Origin of the sequence: Methylomicrobium lacus, from assembly GCF_041897535.1 — a bacterium.
In the GTDB taxonomy this organism is placed as follows: domain Bacteria; phylum Pseudomonadota; class Gammaproteobacteria; order Methylococcales; family Methylomonadaceae; genus Methylomicrobium; species Methylomicrobium lacus_A.
Genome location: NZ_CP169217.1, coordinates 3447425 through 3465880 on the forward strand (window position 1 = coordinate 3447425; position 18456 = coordinate 3465880).

An 18456-nucleotide genomic window follows, 5' to 3' on the forward strand; every position below is an offset into this window, starting at 1 on the left:
TCATTACCTGATCGGGTATATGATTCGCGCCATGCGCCCCAAGTTAGCCACTAAGCCGTGTCGTCATGGTTTAAACAAAGCATAAGGAATTCCGTATTAAGCTGCCGCGGACGCATGCAGTCTCCACCCAAATTTTTAACAAAATAAAGGAGTTGTTATGTTATACGCGCGCATTCTATTGCTTTCGCTGCTATCGCTGGTGTCTTCCGTGTCTATCGCTTCGGATCATGCCGATCCGATCAGTCTTGATCCCAAGACCCAGGAGCCGAATATCACCGGCTTGTTCTTCTATCCGGAAGGCGACAACATGATCGTCGTCTTCAATGTCAGACGTGCCCTGACGGCGGCGCCGCCTTACGATTTCGCGCCTTACGAATATACGGTTCATTTCGACCTGCACAGCAAGCTCAAATTCGATAACGAAGAGGACAGGGCGCGTTACGGCGGCACGATAGTGAATCCCGAAACGATCGAAGCCGATGCTCAGGTTACGATCCATCTGAACGACGACGGGACGTTGAAAGACAAGACCGTCAAAGGCCTGAAGAATCCCGAAAGCATCGTGTTTTATGCCGGTGTCCGCGACGATCCGTTTATTTTTCCACGCTTCTTTAACGTGAACGTGGTCTCGATGGTGATGAAAATCCCGAAAACCGCGTTTCCGGCCAATCAACAGGACTGGCTGTTGTGGGGAACCTCCAAGAGCGTTAAAGACGGCAAGCAGATCGATCATGTCGGCCGCTCGAACCGGACGCAATTGGGCCGCTTCGACATTTTGAATACGGTGCATCCGAATCAGCATGTCGCCTTGATCAAGGAAAAGGCAGTATCCCGGAAGAAATTGCAGGATTTTTTCCTGGCATGCATTCCTGCGCTGGCGCAATTGAATCAGTTGAGCGGTTTGCTGATCCGCCATTACGACATGGTGCCGGATGTGATGGTTTACACGAACCGCTTTGCTCCGGGCTTTCCGAACGGTCGGCGCTTGACCGACGATGTGGCCTTGCTGACCTGTAACCAGGGCGATTGTCCGTTGCAGGAAAACGCGTTCATCGATACCAAACAGTGGCCGCGTGCGACCGTCAACGACAAGCCCTTATTGAGCGAGTTTCCGTACCTGGCAGAGCCCTGGCCGGCCAGACCGCAAACGCCGCCGCCATCCTGCTGGCCTTATATCATGAAGTTCGTGGTGATTCCGGGCATGATCCTTGTCGGCCTCATCGCAGGACTGGTAATCTGGTGCCGCAAGCGCTGCTGCAAGCATCAGCATGCTTGATCCGGTTGCATAAAACTGGGGACGGGACCCATACTCCGTCCCCTCATACTCTATCGCTTTCGTCCATCTCTTGCCGCCCTCTACCGCAGTTGCCTGATTTCTGCGGCCAATTGCCGCAATTGCGGGTGTTCCATTCCGCTTGCGCTCAACAGATCGAGCCCCGGCTTCGCGGCTTCGGCATCCTGCGCGGCCCATGCCGCTTCCAGCAAAATGCGCGCATCCTTCGGTTCGCGTTGCGCCTGCCAGTTCGCTTTGGCCAGCCGTAAGGCGTCTTCGGGTTTGTTCAATAGATGCAGCATGAAGCGCGCTTCATCGCCCAGGTGCAGATTTTCGCCGCGCATCCGGCTGGCCGCAAAGCGGGCCTCGAGTTCCTGGGTCGCCTGTGCCAGATCGCTGCTTCCGATCTGCTGTTTGGCCTCTACGATGCGCAAAAACAGCGCATCGATCCGGCTTTTGTCCTGCAATAGCGTCAGCACTTTCTGCGGCTGGTGTTGATCGAGCAAAAAATCCGCATAGGCGCCGAAGAGGTAAACATTCGGGTAATCGATGCGGATGGCTTCGGAAAAATGCTTTTCCGCCTCCAGGGGCTTGCCGAGACGGGCGGCGATGTCGGCCAGCACGGTCAGGCTCCATTGCCGCTGTTCGGCGCCGGCTTCCGCTTGATCGGCCAAGGCCTCCTGCAAAAAATCATAACTCTTTTGCGCCTGTCCCATCAGGCTGTTGACCTCTGCCAGGCAGGTGCCTGCCAGCAAGGCGTCGTCGAGTTCGATCAGCGGGGCGCAGCTTTGCAGCGCGTCGGGGTAACGGGCCTGCACGAGCAGGATCACCGCGCGGGTCAGCCAGCCTTGCGCATTGTCCGGCTGCCGCCGGAGCAGACTATCAAGATCCTGCAGGGCACCGTCGAAGTCGTGCCGGTGCTGTTTGATCAGCGCGCCGAGCAGCAACACTTTCGGCGGCGGCTCCGGCATTTGCGACCAGGCTTTCAGCAAACCTTCGGCATAACCATAATAGCGCGGGTCCGCCTCGGCCTTGCCGCGGGCGATATAGCGTTCGGCCAGATCGAGGGCGAGTTCGGTCCGGCCGGGATTGTCCTTCAATTGCTGGCGCAATGCGCGCAGTTCCCGGTTGGCGGGGCCGGATGCCGCCGGCAAACGCTCGAGTACCTGGGCGTCATGATCGGGCCGATAGGGGGTGGCAAGGGCCAGATGGAGGGGCAGGATCGCGCAGATCGCGGCGACGAGTTTGCGTTTCATCGATCGTATGTGCTCCGGCCGTTCATTTGAACAAAGACTCCCAGTCGACCAGTTGAGTATTCATCGCCCGCTCCGCGAACCAGATCAGCGCAACGAACACGATCAGCACCGATCCTGCATGGACCAACAGCTGGCGGTAGCCCCAGCTGCGCCGCAAGAAAAAAGCGGCGGGCAGAAACGCCGATACGATCGCAAGCTGGCCGATCTCCACACCGAGGTTGAAGGCGAGCAGGGCCAGGATCAGCATGTTGTTCGGCAGCCCCAGGTCTTTCAGCACGTTCGCGAAGCCGAGGCCGTGGATCAGTCCGAAACCGAAGGCGACCAGCCACAGTTTTTTGCTGATCAAGGGATACACATTATTCAGCGCCGCCAGTACGACCGAGGCGGCGATCGCCGATTCGACCCAGCGCGAGGGCAATTCGATCACGCCGAGCGTCGCAAGGCTCAGGGTCAAGGAATGCGCGACGGTGAAGGCGGTCACGATCTTGACGACTTCGAGCAGCACCGGGCGGAACTGTTCGGCCGGCCGCCAGGACCGGTCCTGGCGGATCAGCACGGCCGGAAACAAAAGGCTCAGCAGAAACAGGATGTGGTCATAACCGAGCCAGATATGCCAGACGCCTTCCTTCAGGTATTGCAGGAACGCGGCGCCGGGTTTGACTTCGGCCAGTTCGATGGGCTGATTGTGATGGGTCGGGCTCAGCACCGCCGTATGCGTCGCCTGGCCGTATTCGACGCGCAAGAGGCCGCGGTGCTGCGGGTCGAGATCGAACAGCAGCGAATAGTCGACGCCGATAGTGGACAATTCCTTGCCGCAAACGGCCGTAAACAGCAGCACCGCATAGGCGCCGTCGGTATGGCTGTCGATCAAAGTGTCGCCGGCTTGCAGCGGGCAGGGCTGATTGCCGCCGCTCAGGATCAGTCGGCTCAGCGCATAGTCGAAAACCGCATCGCGGCGGCGGCGCACCTCGCCCCAGGTGATTTCGGCGTTGTCGTCGCTGTCGAGGCCGAGCGCGAAATCGAGATCGCGCAGCGCAATGTCCCAGCGCCCGGCTATGCGGTCGCCCGCGACTTTCAGGGTCAGATAGCTGTCGCTGGCCTTGTGCGCATGCAGGACCGGCGTGTAAACCAGGACCAGCAAGCACAAAGCGAGGCGGGCCAGCATAGGGATTCAGCCGGTTTTTTTGCGTGCGACGATCACGCCGTCGCGTGTCGGATTGATGTAAGCATCGAATTCGGGATCGTCGAAGATCAGGGCGTTATGTTCGCGTATCGCTTCGGTCCAGCCGGGCGCGACGTCGGTAAATTCCTCGACCGCGACGCGGCCGTGCCAGAGCACATTGTCGGCGATATAGAGGCCGCCGGGGCGGATGCGGTCTTTCGCCAGGCGCCAGACTTCCGGGTAGCCGCCCTTGTCGACATCGTTATAACAAATGTCGAAGAGCCCGTCGGTGCGGGCGAAGATGTCCTGCGCGAAGCCGGTGTGGAAGTCGATCCGGTCCCATAAGCCGGCCGTTTGCAAAAAGCGTTCGGCCTGTTCCAGGTTGTGCGGATCGCCGTCGGTGCAGACGACGCGGCCTTCGGGGCCGACCGCCTTGGCAAACCAGTAAGCCGAATAGCCGTAGCCGCTGCCGAACTCAAACACGCGCCTTGCGTTGACAGACTTGGCCAGCGATTCCAGAAACACTCCGACCAGACGACCGACGATCGGGAAATTTCTCCGGGCGGCCAAGGCTTCCATTTCGTGCAGCACCGGAGCGTCGGTAAGTCCGAGCAGGCCGCGCATATAGTTTTCGATCGCGGGATCGACCGGCACCAAGGCGATCGAGGAGGGCGATTTGGGGGATGAATGATCGGGCATCGGCAGTGGGTGATTCAAATGATCGACGGAACAAGGGGGGCTCATAATCCCCCCTTCACGCTAAGGCCTGATTACTCTATCAAGCTGCGGTCAGAATATCCAGCGCTGCCTGCACGTGTTCGGCGGTTTCGCGGCCGAGCGCGGTCAGATAGCCGCCGTCTTCCTGAGTCACCAGGCCTTTATGAAACAGGCGCAGGGTCGCCGCGATCACGTTCGGGTCGGCGTTTTTATGAACCTTGATGCCTTCTTGGGTGGTGGTCAGATTGTAACGGACCAGCACGTTCAGCTCTTCGACGATTTCTGGGGTGTAAAGCACGGGAAACGCTCCTTTTTCAGTAGGGGGAAATGCTGCCTTGCCGCAGCGATCAATTTGTCTTCGCATTGTAACCCGAATTTGCTATGCCTGTTCAAACCGTTCAAGACACGATCTCGAGTATTCCCCTCAGGTTTACGCCCGGCGGTATACCGGCTATGCTATGGGCCTTGTTTCCAGCCCAACCGTTGCCTGATGTCGATTCCCGTTTTCCGCCTGTTTCTGCTCATCGTTGTGATGGTTTCCTCTGGCGTTTCTCTGTCGGCCGATGTAGGTGCCGAGGGTGACGGTGATGCGGTCCCGGTCAAGTCGGAGGCAGAGGCCGGGCTGCCGGTAGTCGAACTCGATCAGGATAAGCAAAAACGGGCCGGATTGGAGATCATCAAAGTGCAGCCGGCCGTTTATCAGCCGGAGTTCGCCGCCTACGGCAAGGCGATCAACGTTCAGCCGCTGGTGGCGATCAGAAGCCAGTATCGGGTCGCTTTATCCGAGCAGCAGAGCGCCAGTGCAAGGCTGACGCAGTCCGGCCAGAGCATCCGGCGCACCGAAGACTTATACCGGCATGGGGTTGCCGCGAAACGGATCGTACAGGAGCAGCAATCGCTCTGGCAGACCGACAAGGCGCAGCTCGCGGCGCGGCGCGCGCAAAGCGATGCGGTGCTCGAAGAGGCGCGGGTGACCTGGGGAAGCGAGCTTGCCGACTGGGCGTTTGCGACCGACAAGGACCGCCTCGGCGATTTCGTGTCAGGCAATGAGACCTTGTTGCTGGTTACGTTGCCGGCCGGCAAGGAGATGCCCGCCGCCGATGCGGCCGTTTTTGTCGATCCGGAAGGCAATCGAAGCCAGGCGGCGAAGGCGGTTTATATTTCGCCCGCGCCGCAAATCGATCAGATCGTGCAGGGCGCGAGCTATTTTTTCCGCACCGGCAGTAAGCGGATTAGGCCCGGCATGACGGTCAGCGTGTGGCTGCCGGAAGGGCGCGCCCGGGAAGCCGGCGTTGCGATACCCGGCTCCGCGCTGATCTGGTCGCTGGATCAGGCGTTCGTCTATGTCAAAACCGGTCAGGACGCCTTCAGCCGGCGCTTGCTCGCGGATTATGCCCCGATGGCCGGAGGCTATTTTGTCAGGGGCGCGCTAAAGCCCGGAGAAGAAATCGTGACGGTCGGCGGGCAAATGCTGTTGTCCGAGGAATTCCGCGCGCAAATACCCGATGAGGATGATTGAACCGACGGCGCAAGCAAACAGTCAACAAACGCGGCTTTTAAGCGAATATTCATCGCCGAGGTTTATGCTGAAACTCAAGCCAAAAGGCCGTTGCGCGCAGGCGTCGGGGAGACAAGCCGGCAATCGGTCTAACGATTCAATGTTTCAAATCCAGTGAGGGGACAAATCATGGCTACATCGGTTTTTCAAACGCAATGCCTTGCGATGGTCGTGGCCGCTTCGGCGTTGGCCGCAAATCCTGTACTCGCGGACAAGCCGTCATGGGCCGGTAATCCTCACGGAGGGAAAAATCAGCAAGATCAGCCTTGGCCGGATAGGCGGGATTATTCGGGCAGAGGGCGCTACGATAGGGAAAATGATCGGCGCGATTGGAACGGCGACCGCCGCTATCGGGATCAGCAGGATAGCCATCATGCGGAGCATCATGATGACCGGTACGGCGAGGGGGCACACTATAGCGGAGGCCGTTACTTCATCGATCAGCACCGCACAAGCGTTTACAATTATTACCATGACGAATACCGCGGCGGCCGTTGCCCTCCGGGGTTGGCCAAGAAACACAACGGCTGCATGCCGCCCGGCCAGGCAAGAAAATGGGCGATCGGCCGGCCCTTGCCGCGCAATGTGATTTTTTACGATGTGCCGCCGCCCGTGCTGGCGGGGCTCGGGTATCCGCCTCCGGGCTACCGTTTTGTGCGGGTCGCGTCCGATATTTTGATGATCGCGATCGGCACCGGCCTGGTGATGGATGCGATCTATGATTTGGGCGGCGGCTGGTAGGCGCACGATTAATTTCGACGAAAAACCCGAAAGGCACGAAAAAATGGATGGGGAAATCGGGTGGGTATTCTTGAGCCGGTTTCATGCGTGTATTTATTGTCGGAGTGACGGATGACTGCAAAACTGATCGCCTTACAGGCCGACATCACCACCCTGGCGGTCGATGCGATCGTCAATGCGGCCAATTCCAGCCTGCTCGGCGGAGGCGGCGTTGACGGCGCCATTCATCGCGCGGCGGGGCCCGAATTGCTGCGGGAATGCCGGACGCTGGGCGGCTGCGCGGTCGGCGATGCGAAGCTGACCTTGGGCTACAACCTGCCGGCCCGTTATGTGATCCATACGGTCGGCCCCATCTGGCATGGTGGAAACCGCAATGAACCCGAACTGCTGGCCTCGTGTTACCGGCGCGCGCTGGAGCTTGCCGCCGAACATCGGCTGCGCACCCTCGCGTTTCCGGGCATCAGCACCGGCGTTTACGGTTATCCGGTCGATTTGGCCGCGCAAGTGGCTTATCGGACGGTCTCGGCGGCTGTATTCCGGTTGCCTTCGATCGAGGAAGTTATTTTCAGCTGTTTCTCGGCGGCCGATCTGGCCGTTTATCAAAAGCTGATTTCGTCAACTCCCGCCTGAATTGCGGCAAGCCCGTTGCCTGCTTCGGGATATGCCGATAGAATCAGTTGCCCAACTCGATTGAAAGTGCAAGCGTTTATCGGCGCTGGCGGCTGATTGCGCTGCACGAAACCCTGCGTGCGTACCGGGCAAGAGACACGTTCCAAACTCACCCACAATTCAGGAAATAACAATGAAAAGAATAATTTATAAAGTTGGCGTTATTTCGTTTTTGCTTGCATTCTCAGGATGGCAAGGCGCTTACGCGGAAGAGGCCGCCGTAACGCAAAGCCAGGAGTTTGTGGATTTAATCTGGCATGATCATATTGTTCTCTATGCGCTGTTCTGCGGACTCGTCAGTATTCTGGTCAAGATCGTCGATTATGTGATCGCCAATCAGATCGACGAGACCAATCTAAATACCCCGCAGCAGGAAATCATGAATCAGGCCATGCCGCTGCTCGGATGGTTTGCTTCCGCCGCGATCGTCGGTTATCTGGCGGTGATTGCCGGGTTTTTCACAACCGAGCCGCAAACGGCCGTGATGGTCGGTCTCGGCTGGCCGATGGTCTATGTCCGCTTGAAAAAATTGATGGAAGAAAGATATCCGCAAACCGTAACTCAAACAGCGGGAAATTTGCCTTCGGACGGCGGAAAAGCATAAGCTCCGGATTCGAGCCGGCGGTATCGCTCTGAGCCGCCCGAGCGATGCCGCCTCTATTGATCAAACTATGCTTCAGGAAGTGCATCATGCATTCACCCGATTCGGCCCAGACGCCGCCCCAGTCCGTGACGCTGCGTCAGGCCTTCGGCTATTGGCTCAAACTCGGTTTTATCAGCTTCGGCGGGCCCGCCGGTCAGATCGCGATCATGCATCAGGATTTGGTCGAGAACAAGCGCTGGATTTCCGAGCGGCGCTATTTGCATGCGTTGAATTACTGCATGCTGCTGCCCGGCCCCGAAGCGCAGCAATTGGCGACATACATCGGCTGGCTGATGCATCGGACCTGGGGCGGGGTGATCGCCGGCACGCTGTTCGTGCTGCCTTCATGGTTCATCCTGCTCGGGCTGAGCTGGCTTTATCTGACCTGGGGGCAAGTCCCGGCGGTGGCCGGAATGCTGTACGGCATCAAGCCCGCGGTGACCGCGATCGTGCTGTTCGCGGCCTACCGGATCGGGACGCGGGCGCTCAGGAATGCGCTGCTCTGGGCGATCGCGGCGTTGGCGTTTTTGGCGATTTTCTTGCTGCATGCGCCGTTTCCGTTGATCGTGTTGAGCGCGGCGGTGCTGGGCGCGATCGGCGGCAAGTGGGCGCCGCAAAAATTCGCGGTCGGCGGCCACGGCGCCGCCCAGCGGAGTTACGGCCCGGCGTTGATCGACGATCACACGCCGACGCCGGAACACGCGCGTTTTCGCTGGCAGCGTCTCGGCAGAGTGATAATTGCCGGCGTGATCCTATGGGGCGGCATGTTGGGGTTTTTGTGCGCGCGCTACGGCTGGGACGGGGCGTTGACGCAAATGGGCTGGTTCTTTACCAAGGCCGCCTTGCTGACTTTCGGCGGCGCTTATGCGGTGCTGCCTTATGTGTATCAGGGCGCGGTCGAGCATTTTCAATGGCTCAGCCCCGAGCAAATGATCGACGGCCTGGCGCTCGGTGAAACCACGCCGGGACCCTTGATCATGGTCGTCTCCTTCGTCGGCTTCGTCGCCGGCTGGGGCGAGATGTTGTTCGGGCCCGAACAGCGCTTTCTCGCGGGCGCCGCGGCGGCTTTCGTGGTCACTTATTTCACCTTCCTGCCGAGCTTCCTGTTCATTCTGGCCGGCGCGCCGTTGATCGAGTCGACGCACGGCAATCTCAAATTCACCGCGCCGTTGACCGGCATCACCGCCGCGGTGGTCGGCGTGATCCTGAATCTGGCCTTGTTCTTCGCCTTCCATGTGTTCTGGCCTCAGGGCCTTTCCGGACGCTTCGACTTCATCTCGGCGCTGATCGGCGCCGGCGCGCTGCTGGTGCTGTTGCGCTACAAGGTGGGAGTGATTCCGGTGATCGCGGCCTGCGGCGCGGCGGGCTTGGCCGTTACGCTTATCCGTATTTGGCTGGTTTGACGGCTTTGGCGCTCAGACTGTTGTAGAAGCGGCCCCCTTCGGATTTTCGCTGCAATCCTTCATCGCCTAGGTCAGCAGCGTTCCCTGACACTTTGCCGCCAATGGCTCGAAGCATCCCCTCGTCGTGGGCACCACTGCCTATGCAAATTCATCTGTATAGTTGTTTCCTCCTCGCCATCCGCATTTATTAACGAGAAAAACCTTATGAAGCGATCGATTCCAAGCCTTTGCGCCTTATTGCTTCTCGCCTGCGGCGTCGAAAGACACGCCTCGCCAACCCTCCAAGACACCGGCAAACCGGCGCTGCATGCCATTCAGAGCGAACGTTTGCAGGATCTGATGAACCGGTTGAACGATCTGATGTTTGAACATCTGCTGACCGAGGTGGAACTGGATCGGGAGCGCCGTCTACGCCTGCAGGAAATGGCGGAAGCCGCCGGCGCGATGCTCGGAGCGGTGCAGGAAATACCCAACGCGCTGCCTTCACTCGCGTTGAATGCGCAAGACAGGCAGGCCTTTCTGGATTTGAGCGGCCGCTTAAAGGAGCAAGTCACGCGGCTAAAAGTGGAGGCCGAACAAAATTATGTCGACGGCATTCCGAAGCGTATTGAGCAAATCGTTGCGATTTGCAATGAATGCCATCGTTCGTTCCGACAATTGTCCCATTGAGTGCTTGCATCATGCTGAACCGTATCGCCATTTTTACGCTGCTGGCATTTTTTCTGATGCCGTTCGCGCATGCCGAGGAAAATCTCCAGCAAACCGTCAACGATCTCAGGGAACAACTCAAGTTATTGACCGCGCGCATGGAGGCCATGGAAAAAAAACTCGAAGAAAAAGAACTCGCGGCAAGCGCGGCGCCCGTGCAGGTCGCGCTTGCAAAGACCCCGCAAACCGCCGCGGCGACGCCGGAGACGGCACAGAAGCCCTTCGCCAAACCGGTCGAAACCGGCGCGACCAAGGGTTCGATCAAAATTCCGGGCACCGATACCTCGCTGGCGATAGGCGGTTTCGTCAAGCTGGACACGATCTATAACAGCCAGAGCACAGGCGACAACGGCCGCACGAACCAGGGCGACCAGTGGTTGGTGCCCGGCTCGATTCCGGTCGACGACAGCCAAGCCGAGGCTAATCAGATCAATTTTCATGCCCGCTCAAGCCGGTTCTGGCTGAAAAGTTTCACGCCGACGCGGCTCGGCGATTTAAACACCTATCTCGAAATGGATTTTTTCGCCTTCCAGTCCCCCGGCGACGAAAGAGTCAGCAATTCCTACGCGCCGCGCATGCGCCATGCCTACGGGCAATTGGGCCGTTTCCTCGCCGGCCAGACCTGGACCACGTTCATGGACGCGCAGGCCTTGCCGGAATTGAACGATTTCGTCGGCGGGCCGCTCGGCAGAATCTTCGTGCGCCAGCCGCAGGTGCGCTGGACGCAACCGTTCATGGTCGGCAACAATCCGATCGATTGGCATGTCGCGCTCGAATCGCCGGAAAGCACGCTGACCAATGCGCAAGGCATCCGGCTAACGCCGGATGACGACCGTGCGCCGGATATCGTGACCCGCTTCAGCACGACCCAGCCGTGGGGAACGCTGTCGCTGGCGGCGATGGCGCGCGATATCCGTATCGCGGACAAAACCACCGACAGCGCCTTCGGCGGCGCGGTCAGCCTGGCCGGAAAAATCAACGCTTACGGCCGCGACGACGTCCGTTTCATGCTGGCTTACGGCAATGCGCTAGGACGCTATTCGTCGAACAATCTGTTCAACGACGCCGCGCTCGATGCGGAGGGTAAAATTCACTTGCTCGACGCTTACAGCGGTTATCTCGCCTACCGGCATTGGTGGGGACAGGAATGGCGCTCGACCGTGGGCTATGGCTTTGCCTATGCCGACAACCCGCACTTCGTTCCCGGCACAGTCTCCAAATGGGCGCAGTCGGGGCTGATCAACCTGTTATGGAGCCCCTTGCTGCAAACCACCTTCGGCCTGGAATACACCTATGCGATGCGCGAAATCGAAAGTGGCGCCAACGGCGATTTGCACCGCGTGCAGTTTTCGGCGATGTTCCAGTTTTAGGCATCGAGACAAGACGGCTCGGCATAATCGATAGGGCAAAGCGGTGAAGTTAATGATGTGTGTTCCAGTCAAATAGGTCAGCAAGAATTATGCGAAACCAACCCGATGTAGTTACACGAAAGCAGCCATTGGCAACTGCAAATATGACAGAGTTTGATCGTCTCAGTACGACCCTTTGCTGTCTATCGCACCTTCTCGATGATCGTCTGCTTAACATCCCCAAATCGACCCTCATATTAAACGAGTAATCAACATTCTCAGGATTGAACTGGCTGTAGTCATGATAAAGGTTTATTTCGTTTGTTCTTTTTCTATTACATGCGTTTCAGCATCTTTTTCGTGCTGTTCGGCGTCCTTAAACTGGCCTTTTTTTAAATGCGCTTCCGCTTTATTCATTTGATCGACCGCTGCTTCATCATGTTCTTGCTTTGGATTTTCCCCGGTGATTTTTTTAAGTGATTTTGTGTAGGGATGTTCTTTATTTTCCAAACGTAAATGCCTCTTTGCCGTTTCAACATGTTCGATCGAAGCTTTGTTATCACCTGCCTTTGCGCTTTCTATCGCTTTTTCCAATTGTTTGATGGCCTCATCACCGTGCGTTCCGCCGTAAACCGAAGTTGCGATACTCGCGAAAGCCGATAATCCTGTAAAGATATAGAACTTGATTTTCATTTTGTTTACCTTGAACAGTTTGAATCTAAACATTGAATTGTTGATTTGAGACAATCAGCCGCAGCAACTAGCTAGGCAAAAGTTAAGACAATATCCGCCGAAGTAAAATTCAGCCCATTCTTATTCTTGCTTCTGAATTTTCAAAAGTGTTAACCTGCGTTGAATTTTTTTCAGTGATTGGCAAGCTGGTAATTTTAAAAATACCTTTTGCAGCATATACTTAAATGCGAATTAAGCGCTAACGCGTAAAAAATTCCAGAAAAACATAGCAGCGGCCAATTTACCGAACACATGAACCATGAGTCCCTGATATGAGCGCACCTTCGAAGCGGATTCAATGCCGGTTTGTTGCTCAATCCATTGGAAAAGCGATTCAATGGGCTGGCGTACGCGAGAAACCGCAGTGGACAGCCATTGCTCGTGTGCTTCCAAAGTTTGCTGCCCTTTCTGCTTTTTCACCGGCGTCAATACGCTAAGACTTTGATCACGCTGCACTTCGCCCGCATCGGGACGCTGGTAAGCTTTGTCACCATAGAGCACGTTATTCGCCAAGATCGGGCGAATGTAATCGAAGACTTTGCCGTCATGCTCACTGGCGCCGGTGACGCCGATATACTCAGGGCTGGGTAGGGTGCCTGCCCGGGATCGGCCAACGACATGGATACGAACCCCGTAATAATACAATTTCTTGGTTGCACAGTAACCGTGGTCTGCAAGTTCCGGCGCCACTTTGGCTTTAAAACGATGGCCCTGCTTGGCCAGCGCGACGGGGAACGAGTCGATAAGCCAAGCCTGCGTTGAGTGACTACATTCTTGCTCCTGCTGGATCTGTTCCAACAAAGGCGCAAACACATCAGCGACTTTATTCAGGCGCTGAACAAAAGTAAGCGCTCTTTAAAGGACGTCCTTGAGCTTGGTGTGACGAGGTGGTAGGCGATCGGAAGGGGTCAGGCGGCCTTGGTGAAGTGCCAGGGCAGTAGTGTCTCGAAGTCGTCGGCGGTTTTTGCCAAGGGTAGACACCGGAACACGTCGACCAGATACGTATACGGGTCAATGCCACTGGCCTTGCACGTTTCGATGAGCGAGTAGAGATTAGCGCTGGCATTGGCGCCGGCAACCGTGTCGCAGAACAACCAGTTTCGGCGGCCTACCACGAACGGACGAATCGCGTTTTCGCAGAGGTTATTGTCGATGGGCCAAGCGCCGTTCTCGACGAAACGGATCAGTTTAGGCCACTGTGACGACAGGTAATGCGCTTTGCCCAGCAAGCTGCTGGGCAAAGCCCCATGCAGATACTGCAATAGCAACGCTTCGATGCGGGCCAGCACCGGCCGACTTTGTGCCTGACGCAGCTGTCCACGCAGCGCGGGGCTCAGTTCTTTCGCCCGGGACTCAATCGCGTACAGTTCGCCAATCGCCGCAATAAACTGTGTCGCGGGCTGCTGCGGTCCGCGTGCCGCATTGGGGATGGCTGCTTCCGCTTCGACGAAGTAACGGCGTGTGTGGGCCCAGCTTGCGTCCGGGTAAGTCCGGAAAAGGAGGAAGTGAATAACTGAACCTTTAGTGAAATCCAGAGGGTTCGACTCCCTCCCGGCAAAGGTTAGCCAGCCAGCCGGAAACGAGTCTTGCATGGGGTCTGGTAACAGGCTTCGTGAAGCGTAGACAGTAGGTATTGAAGCTGTGTGATTGAGTCTCGAAATCATGTCATTGCTGACGTCTTCATTGTGTTGGGCTATGAGGACAGCACCGCCACTTGTGTTTAGGATTTCGTCAAAAACAACTTCCCTAAATGAAAGCGAATTAGCGGATAATAACACGTCATCGACAACGCAAATCTCAACAGGACATGACCGGTTACGAGCCCGCAATAGAAGTCAAAATGCAACGCCTTTTTGCGAGCCTATCCGAGAAAGATAGGCGCCGCTATGCCGGCATAGAAGCCGCCAAGCTGGGGCAGGGCGGCATTGATTATATCGCCCGGCTATTTGCCCTGGACCCGAAGACCATCCGCCGGGGCCAGTTGGAACTCGACGCGACCGATGACCCGGCAGCGGATCGGGTCCGAAAAAAAAGGTGGGGGCCGGAAAACGGCGCTTGAGCAATCAGCGCAGTTGGAGACTCACTTTCTCGGCCTGTTGGCGGACTTCACCGCCGGCGACCCGATGCGCGAAGGCGTCTTGTGGACGAATCTGTCGTGTGGCGAAATCAGTCGGCGCTTGGCCGCGAAAGCGACGCCGGTCAGCCCAAACACGGTGCGCAAGCTGTTGAAAAAACATAAATTAGGTCGGCGTAAAGCGCGCAAGAAAAAGGCGTTGGGGGCCCACCTTGACCGCAATGCCCAGTTCGAAAACATCGCCCGGCTTAAAGACGCGTATCTGCGCGCAGGCGATCCCGTGCTCAGCATCGATACCAAAAAGAAAGAGCTGCTGGGCGATTTCGCCCGCGATGGTTACACCTACACACAGGCGCCGGTCGACACCCTGGATCATGACTTTCCCAGCGCCGGCAGCGGGAAATTGATCCCGCATGGCCTCTATGATTTGGCGAGGAACGAAGGCACGATACACCTCAACACCAGCCACGATACCAGCGAATTGTGCTGCGCCAGTATTGCCCAATGGTGGCAACGCCACGGCAGTCGGCATTATCCCGAAGCGCGCAGGTTGCTTATCCTCTGCGATGGCGGCGGCAGTAATGCCGCCAATCGCCATGTGTTCAAGGAAGCGTTGCAGGCGCTGGCGACCCAATTGGGGCTGGAAATTCGCATTGCGCATTATCCGCCGTATTGCTCAAAACACAATCCGATTGAGCATCGCCTGTTTCCGCACATCACCCGTGCCTGCCAGGGCGTCGTCTTTCATTCGCTCGCCATTGCCAAGCAGTTCATGGAACAGGCAAGAACTTCCACCGGATTGAAGGTCACGCTGGAAGTGTTGGCGGGTGTTTACGAGACCGGGAAAAAATGCGCCGCGGATTTTCTCGAAAACATCAGGATTGTTTTTGATGAACATCTTCCTCGTTGGAATTATCGGGCTTTTCCGTAGGGGATTTCGGGAAGTTATTTTTGAGCGAATCCTTAATTCTTCTTATCGATACGTTTTAGCTTCGAACCTGAGTCTCGCAGACATGTCTGCTGTCGTTCTTTGTGCTCTGCAAAAAGACAGTGAACCCGTCCACGGCCAATTTATTCAGCTAGTACAGGCGGTTTAAGTTGGCAAATTCAGGCGCATTTTGCTCTTCTTCTCGGATTTCCACCTCGAAGATTTTAACGGTGCAATGGTGGTTTGGCGGTTCGATTCCAAGTTTTTCAAGATGTCCTATCTGTTGAGCGAGAATTGCCTGCAGGGCGGCCAGGGTTTCCTCCTCCGTCGGTCCGTAAGCTATGCAGCCGGGAATATCCGGGCAATAAGCTGAATAATTCTTTGCTAACCCTTTATTGCTTGCTTGGATAATGGCGATGAATTTCATTTTTATTTACTTGCGTCTAAATTTGCTGTTGAACTTTTTATCTTTCCGTATTTGACTCTATCGTGATCTCGGTGGCGTTTGCACAGGGATAAAAAAAAGCCGGGGGGGCCCGGCTTTGTTAAGGCATCAAGTTCTCTCGAGACTTTATGATCCATCTTACAGAAGTGGAAATGGGTTATTTTTATTTTATCGAGTTCTCTCGAGACTTAATGATCCACCTTACCGAGGTGGAAATTGGTTATTTTTATTTTATCGGATTCAGATCGCTAAGATCTGCGCTTGCGAATGGTTCTTGATGAAGGCGAGTCCGCTTATAGTGGTTTGGTTAAAAATCGTCTATTTTCCTCTCCATGCTAAGAAGTGGATTCGATCTTAACGATCAGCCAGCTTCTTTTTGGGGCACGTTTGGGTCGAGTGGCTTCGCCATTGGGGCACATTAAAGCGGATATCAGCGCGAGATGAAATACGTGCGAGCACGTATGTAGGATCACGTATTCAATACCCGCAAAAGGAATAGCATTTGCCGGTACCCCTATATCACTTTGAGATAACACTGAACTAAAAAATTGTTGATGCTAATTGACTAACTTAGGCGCTTGATTCGATGAAGTACAGCCTTGACATCATTGTATTCATGTTGGATGCCGGTAAAAACCCCCTCTTTTTCCAAAAATAGTGTTGGAAAACCTTTTACTTCCAGTCTGTGTGTGAATTCAATCTCTTTTAACAACTCCTCATGGACGGCTGGACTTTCCATATCCGCAGAAAAGAGCGCTCTATCCAAACCGATTTCATTGGCCAGTTCAATCAGCGTGTTCCTATCGGCAGGATTTCTTGCCTCCAAATAGTATGCCTGTTGGATCGCCAGGATCATGTTCTCTTCGCATCCGGGATTTTGTCGCCTTGCGGCGATGACGGCACGACAGGCCGTATAAGTTGACCGTCGAGGAACGCATCTTTCCCAAAATTCAAAATTGAACGGAGTACCGGGAACCGTTTGTTGGATTTTTTGCCAGATACTCCTCAGCTTGTCCTGCATATCTGTTGGCATCGCTTGATCCGTATCCGGAGCAAGGCCTCCCAGAACGCGTTGACTGCGCACAAGATCAGGAAGGCCCGCAACGATTTCTTGCCAGCGAGGCCTGAATGCCCAACACCAACTGCACATAGGGTCATGAAAGTAGAAAAGAGTAAGAGACATAAGTGAACCTGTGCGAGTGATTAGTAATCAAAATTTTATCGCCGATGAGCCTTATAGCGTAATAAGATTATTTCCAGCAAGAGGAGAAGTGTAATGAAACTTTATTTTGCACCGGGTGCCTGCTCGATGGCTCCGCATATTGTGTTGCGTGAAGCAGCCTACAGCTTCGAACTGGAAAAGGTTGATCTGGCCAGGAAGCAGACCGAGAGTGGAGAGAACTACATGAACATCAATCCCAAGGGCTATGTGCCTGCACTGAGGCTCGATGATGGGGAAGTTCTGACGGAAGTGGCCGTCGTACTTCAGTATCTCGCTGATCAAAAACCTGAGTCCGGGTTAGCACCTAAACTGGGGACGAAGGAGCGCTATCGTTTGATGGAGTGGTTGAACTTCGTGTCTTCGGAGATCCACAAGCCGTTCGGTTCACTATTCAACTCCAAAATCCCGGCGGAATGGAGGGAAAATCAGTTGGAACTACTCGGCCGACGGTTCAACTATCTGACAGAACAGCTCAACGGAAAGCTTTATCTTACAGGCGACCAGTTCACCGTCGCCGACGCCTATCTCTTTACCGTACTTAATTGGAGCTCCTTACTTAAAGTCGATCTAAAGAAATGGTCAAGACTCCAGGATTACATCACACAGGTAGCGGCCAGACCATCGGTGGAAGAGGCAATGCGGGCAGAAGGGCTTTGTCGGTAAGTCCAACCGGCGTAAACAAAAAAGATAGAAAAAGATAGGGCCAAGTCTTGCAATCAAGCATTTTTAGCTAAGCTGGAAGGCAGGTATCTATTCAAGTGCTGTCATTCACGACCGCAACCTAGCGGTCCGCAATTGGCCGATTGTTGTTTATGTATAAAGAAATTGCCGCTGGCTGATTTACATAATTCCAGTTGGTAACTTTGAACTGGAACACTCAATCCTAATGCCTTTGCGCGTCCGCAGGGAGTAGAGGAGTTCATATCATCAGCCTATGGGCTAAATTACCGCGTCGCCGATATTGTCTCCGAGCCCTAAGATGAAAAACGGGGCCCTGACATTGCGGTGGGGCCCCGTTTAGGGAGTTAACCGCGTATTAGCGGTTGTAGATGTACATCGTCACTTCGAAGCCGAAGCGCAGGTCGTTGTAGCTTGGTTTTTCCCATTTCATAACGGCATGCCTCATAAATAAAAAATTCGTTATTTTGTTAATGGAATAGGCTGCATCGGCATGCAGCGCGTCCCGGTTATTGGCTAGGATAAGCCTCCCACCAATGCGTCCAGGTCGGCTCTGTGCCGGTGCCGAGCGTATTAATATAGGCGGTCAGGTTGTCAAGGTCACCAGGACACAGGGAGTTATTGAAGGAAGGCATGCCGCCATCTTTTCCCTCGGTGACGGCGCTGGCTGTTTCTTCACCCTCGCCGATCAGGCTGGGGCCCATGGTGCCTCCATGACCGTTCGCAGAATGACAGCTATAGCAATTCAGCCGCATATAGGCTAGACGGCCTTTGTCGACTGCGTTCATGCCCGGATGGTCAACGCAGGTGCGTGTCGGTGTCTCCGCCGCATGGGCGGCGCCTATGCCGCCCGCGAGCAGGATAATGCTCATAGCGGTGCTCATAATACTCGGTAGTA

At 55.5% G+C, this 18456-nt stretch carries 22 protein-coding genes; 11 read left to right on the plus strand and 11 right to left on the minus strand.

All coding sequences use genetic code 11. From position 1 onward, the window contains the following. Positions 1–157: 157 nt before the first annotated feature. On the plus strand, positions 158–1276 hold the full coding sequence (locus ACEPPP_RS15445; RefSeq protein ID WP_374088168.1) for a DUF4331 family protein: 1119 nt from the start codon (positions 158–160) through the stop codon (positions 1274–1276). Between the two features lie 80 nt (positions 1277–1356). Here ACEPPP_RS15445 and ACEPPP_RS15450 read toward each other — a convergent pair whose 3' ends face one another. Genes ACEPPP_RS15450 through ACEPPP_RS15465 form a run of 4 tightly spaced genes read right to left on the minus strand, consistent with a single transcriptional unit; the run spans position 1357 to position 4706 of the window. After that, positions 1357–2529, minus strand: coding sequence for a tetratricopeptide repeat protein (locus ACEPPP_RS15450; protein ID WP_374088170.1), 1173 nt, complete (start codon positions 2527–2529; stop codon positions 1357–1359). A 22-nt stretch (positions 2530–2551) separates the two neighbouring features. Then, positions 2552–3694, minus strand: coding sequence for a HupE/UreJ family protein (locus ACEPPP_RS15455; RefSeq protein WP_374088172.1), 1143 nt, complete (start codon positions 3692–3694; stop codon positions 2552–2554). Between the two features lie 6 nt (positions 3695–3700). Continuing rightward, complete coding sequence (locus ACEPPP_RS15460; protein WP_374088174.1) at positions 3701–4435, minus strand: O-methyltransferase; 735 nt, start codon at positions 4433–4435, stop codon at positions 3701–3703. A gap of 34 nt (positions 4436–4469) precedes the next feature. Then, complete coding sequence (locus tag ACEPPP_RS15465) at positions 4470–4706, minus strand: TIGR02647 family protein (protein ID WP_374088176.1); 237 nt, start codon at positions 4704–4706, stop codon at positions 4470–4472. A gap of 192 nt (positions 4707–4898) precedes the next feature. On the opposite strand from ACEPPP_RS15465, the gene ACEPPP_RS15470 reads away from it, so the two are divergent. The 7 genes from ACEPPP_RS15470 to ACEPPP_RS15500 all read left to right on the plus strand — a co-directional run bounded on the left by ACEPPP_RS15470 (position 4899) and on the right by ACEPPP_RS15500 (position 11500). Continuing rightward, a complete protein-coding gene (locus ACEPPP_RS15470) occupies positions 4899–5927 on the plus strand; it encodes a hypothetical protein (RefSeq protein ID WP_374088178.1) in 1029 nt (342 codons plus the stop codon). Between the two features lie 168 nt (positions 5928–6095). Beyond that, the gene (locus ACEPPP_RS15475) at positions 6096–6707 is read left to right on the plus strand and encodes a hypothetical protein (RefSeq protein WP_374088179.1); all 612 of its coding nucleotides are present in this window, start codon (positions 6096–6098) and stop codon (positions 6705–6707) included. Between the two features lie 111 nt (positions 6708–6818). Further along, positions 6819–7337, plus strand: a complete 519-nt coding sequence (locus ACEPPP_RS15480; RefSeq protein WP_374088181.1) for an O-acetyl-ADP-ribose deacetylase — start codon at positions 6819–6821, stop codon at positions 7335–7337. A 172-nt stretch (positions 7338–7509) separates the two neighbouring features. Then, complete coding sequence (locus tag ACEPPP_RS15485; RefSeq protein WP_374088183.1) at positions 7510–7980, plus strand: hypothetical protein; 471 nt, start codon at positions 7510–7512, stop codon at positions 7978–7980. 86 nt (positions 7981–8066) lie between these two features. Beyond that, positions 8067–9422: a chromate efflux transporter gene (gene chrA, locus ACEPPP_RS15490; RefSeq protein WP_374088185.1), complete on the plus strand. Its 1356-nt coding sequence runs from the start codon at positions 8067–8069 to the stop codon at positions 9420–9422. A gap of 204 nt (positions 9423–9626) precedes the next feature. Next, positions 9627–10091, plus strand: coding sequence for a hypothetical protein (locus tag ACEPPP_RS15495; protein ID WP_374088187.1), 465 nt, complete (start codon positions 9627–9629; stop codon positions 10089–10091). An 11-nt stretch (positions 10092–10102) separates the two neighbouring features. Beyond that, the gene (locus ACEPPP_RS15500; protein WP_374088189.1) at positions 10103–11500 is read left to right on the plus strand and encodes a DcaP family trimeric outer membrane transporter; all 1398 of its coding nucleotides are present in this window, start codon (positions 10103–10105) and stop codon (positions 11498–11500) included. Between the two features lie 291 nt (positions 11501–11791). Here the strand turns inward: ACEPPP_RS15500 and smbP are convergent, their stop codons facing one another. From smbP to ACEPPP_RS15515, 3 genes are all read right to left on the minus strand, one after another. After that, entirely contained in the window at positions 11792–12172 is a 381-nt protein-coding gene (gene smbP / locus ACEPPP_RS15505; RefSeq protein WP_374088191.1) for a small metal-binding protein SmbP, read from the minus strand. Positions 12173–12403: 231 nt separating this feature from the next. After that, complete coding sequence (locus tag ACEPPP_RS15510) at positions 12404–13009, minus strand: transposase (RefSeq protein ID WP_374088193.1); 606 nt, start codon at positions 13007–13009, stop codon at positions 12404–12406. A 110-nt stretch (positions 13010–13119) separates the two neighbouring features. Next, a complete protein-coding gene (locus ACEPPP_RS15515) occupies positions 13120–13803 on the minus strand; it encodes a transposase (RefSeq protein ID WP_374088195.1) in 684 nt (227 codons plus the stop codon). Positions 13804–14051: 248 nt separating this feature from the next. On the opposite strand from ACEPPP_RS15515, the gene ACEPPP_RS15520 reads away from it, so the two are divergent. Both ACEPPP_RS15520 and ACEPPP_RS15525 read left to right on the plus strand, forming a co-directional pair. Next, entirely contained in the window at positions 14052–14270 is a 219-nt protein-coding gene (locus ACEPPP_RS15520) for a hypothetical protein (protein ID WP_374088197.1), read from the plus strand. A 13-nt stretch (positions 14271–14283) separates the two neighbouring features. Continuing rightward, entirely contained in the window at positions 14284–15216 is a 933-nt protein-coding gene (locus tag ACEPPP_RS15525) for an ISAzo13 family transposase (protein WP_374088198.1), read from the plus strand. A gap of 148 nt (positions 15217–15364) precedes the next feature. Here the strand turns inward: ACEPPP_RS15525 and ACEPPP_RS15530 are convergent, their stop codons facing one another. Together ACEPPP_RS15530 and ACEPPP_RS15535 are read right to left on the minus strand one after the other, a co-directional pair. Then, positions 15365–15640: a type II toxin-antitoxin system HicB family antitoxin gene (locus tag ACEPPP_RS15530; protein ID WP_374088201.1), complete on the minus strand. Its 276-nt coding sequence runs from the start codon at positions 15638–15640 to the stop codon at positions 15365–15367. Between the two features lie 583 nt (positions 15641–16223). Beyond that, positions 16224–16841: a DsbA family protein gene (locus tag ACEPPP_RS15535; protein WP_374088202.1), complete on the minus strand. Its 618-nt coding sequence runs from the start codon at positions 16839–16841 to the stop codon at positions 16224–16226. 93 nt (positions 16842–16934) lie between these two features. On the opposite strand from ACEPPP_RS15535, the gene gstA reads away from it, so the two are divergent. Beyond that, complete coding sequence (gene gstA / locus ACEPPP_RS15540) at positions 16935–17543, plus strand: glutathione transferase GstA (protein WP_374088204.1); 609 nt, start codon at positions 16935–16937, stop codon at positions 17541–17543. Positions 17544–17916: 373 nt separating this feature from the next. Here gstA and pqqA read toward each other — a convergent pair whose 3' ends face one another. Both pqqA and ACEPPP_RS15550 read right to left on the minus strand, forming a co-directional pair. Then, entirely contained in the window at positions 17917–17991 is a 75-nt protein-coding gene (gene pqqA, locus ACEPPP_RS15545) for a pyrroloquinoline quinone precursor peptide PqqA (protein WP_205434686.1), read from the minus strand. Positions 17992–18067: 76 nt separating this feature from the next. After that, the gene (locus tag ACEPPP_RS15550; RefSeq protein ID WP_374088205.1) at positions 18068–18430 is read right to left on the minus strand and encodes a cytochrome c; all 363 of its coding nucleotides are present in this window, start codon (positions 18428–18430) and stop codon (positions 18068–18070) included. Positions 18431–18456: the final 26 nt, after the last annotated feature.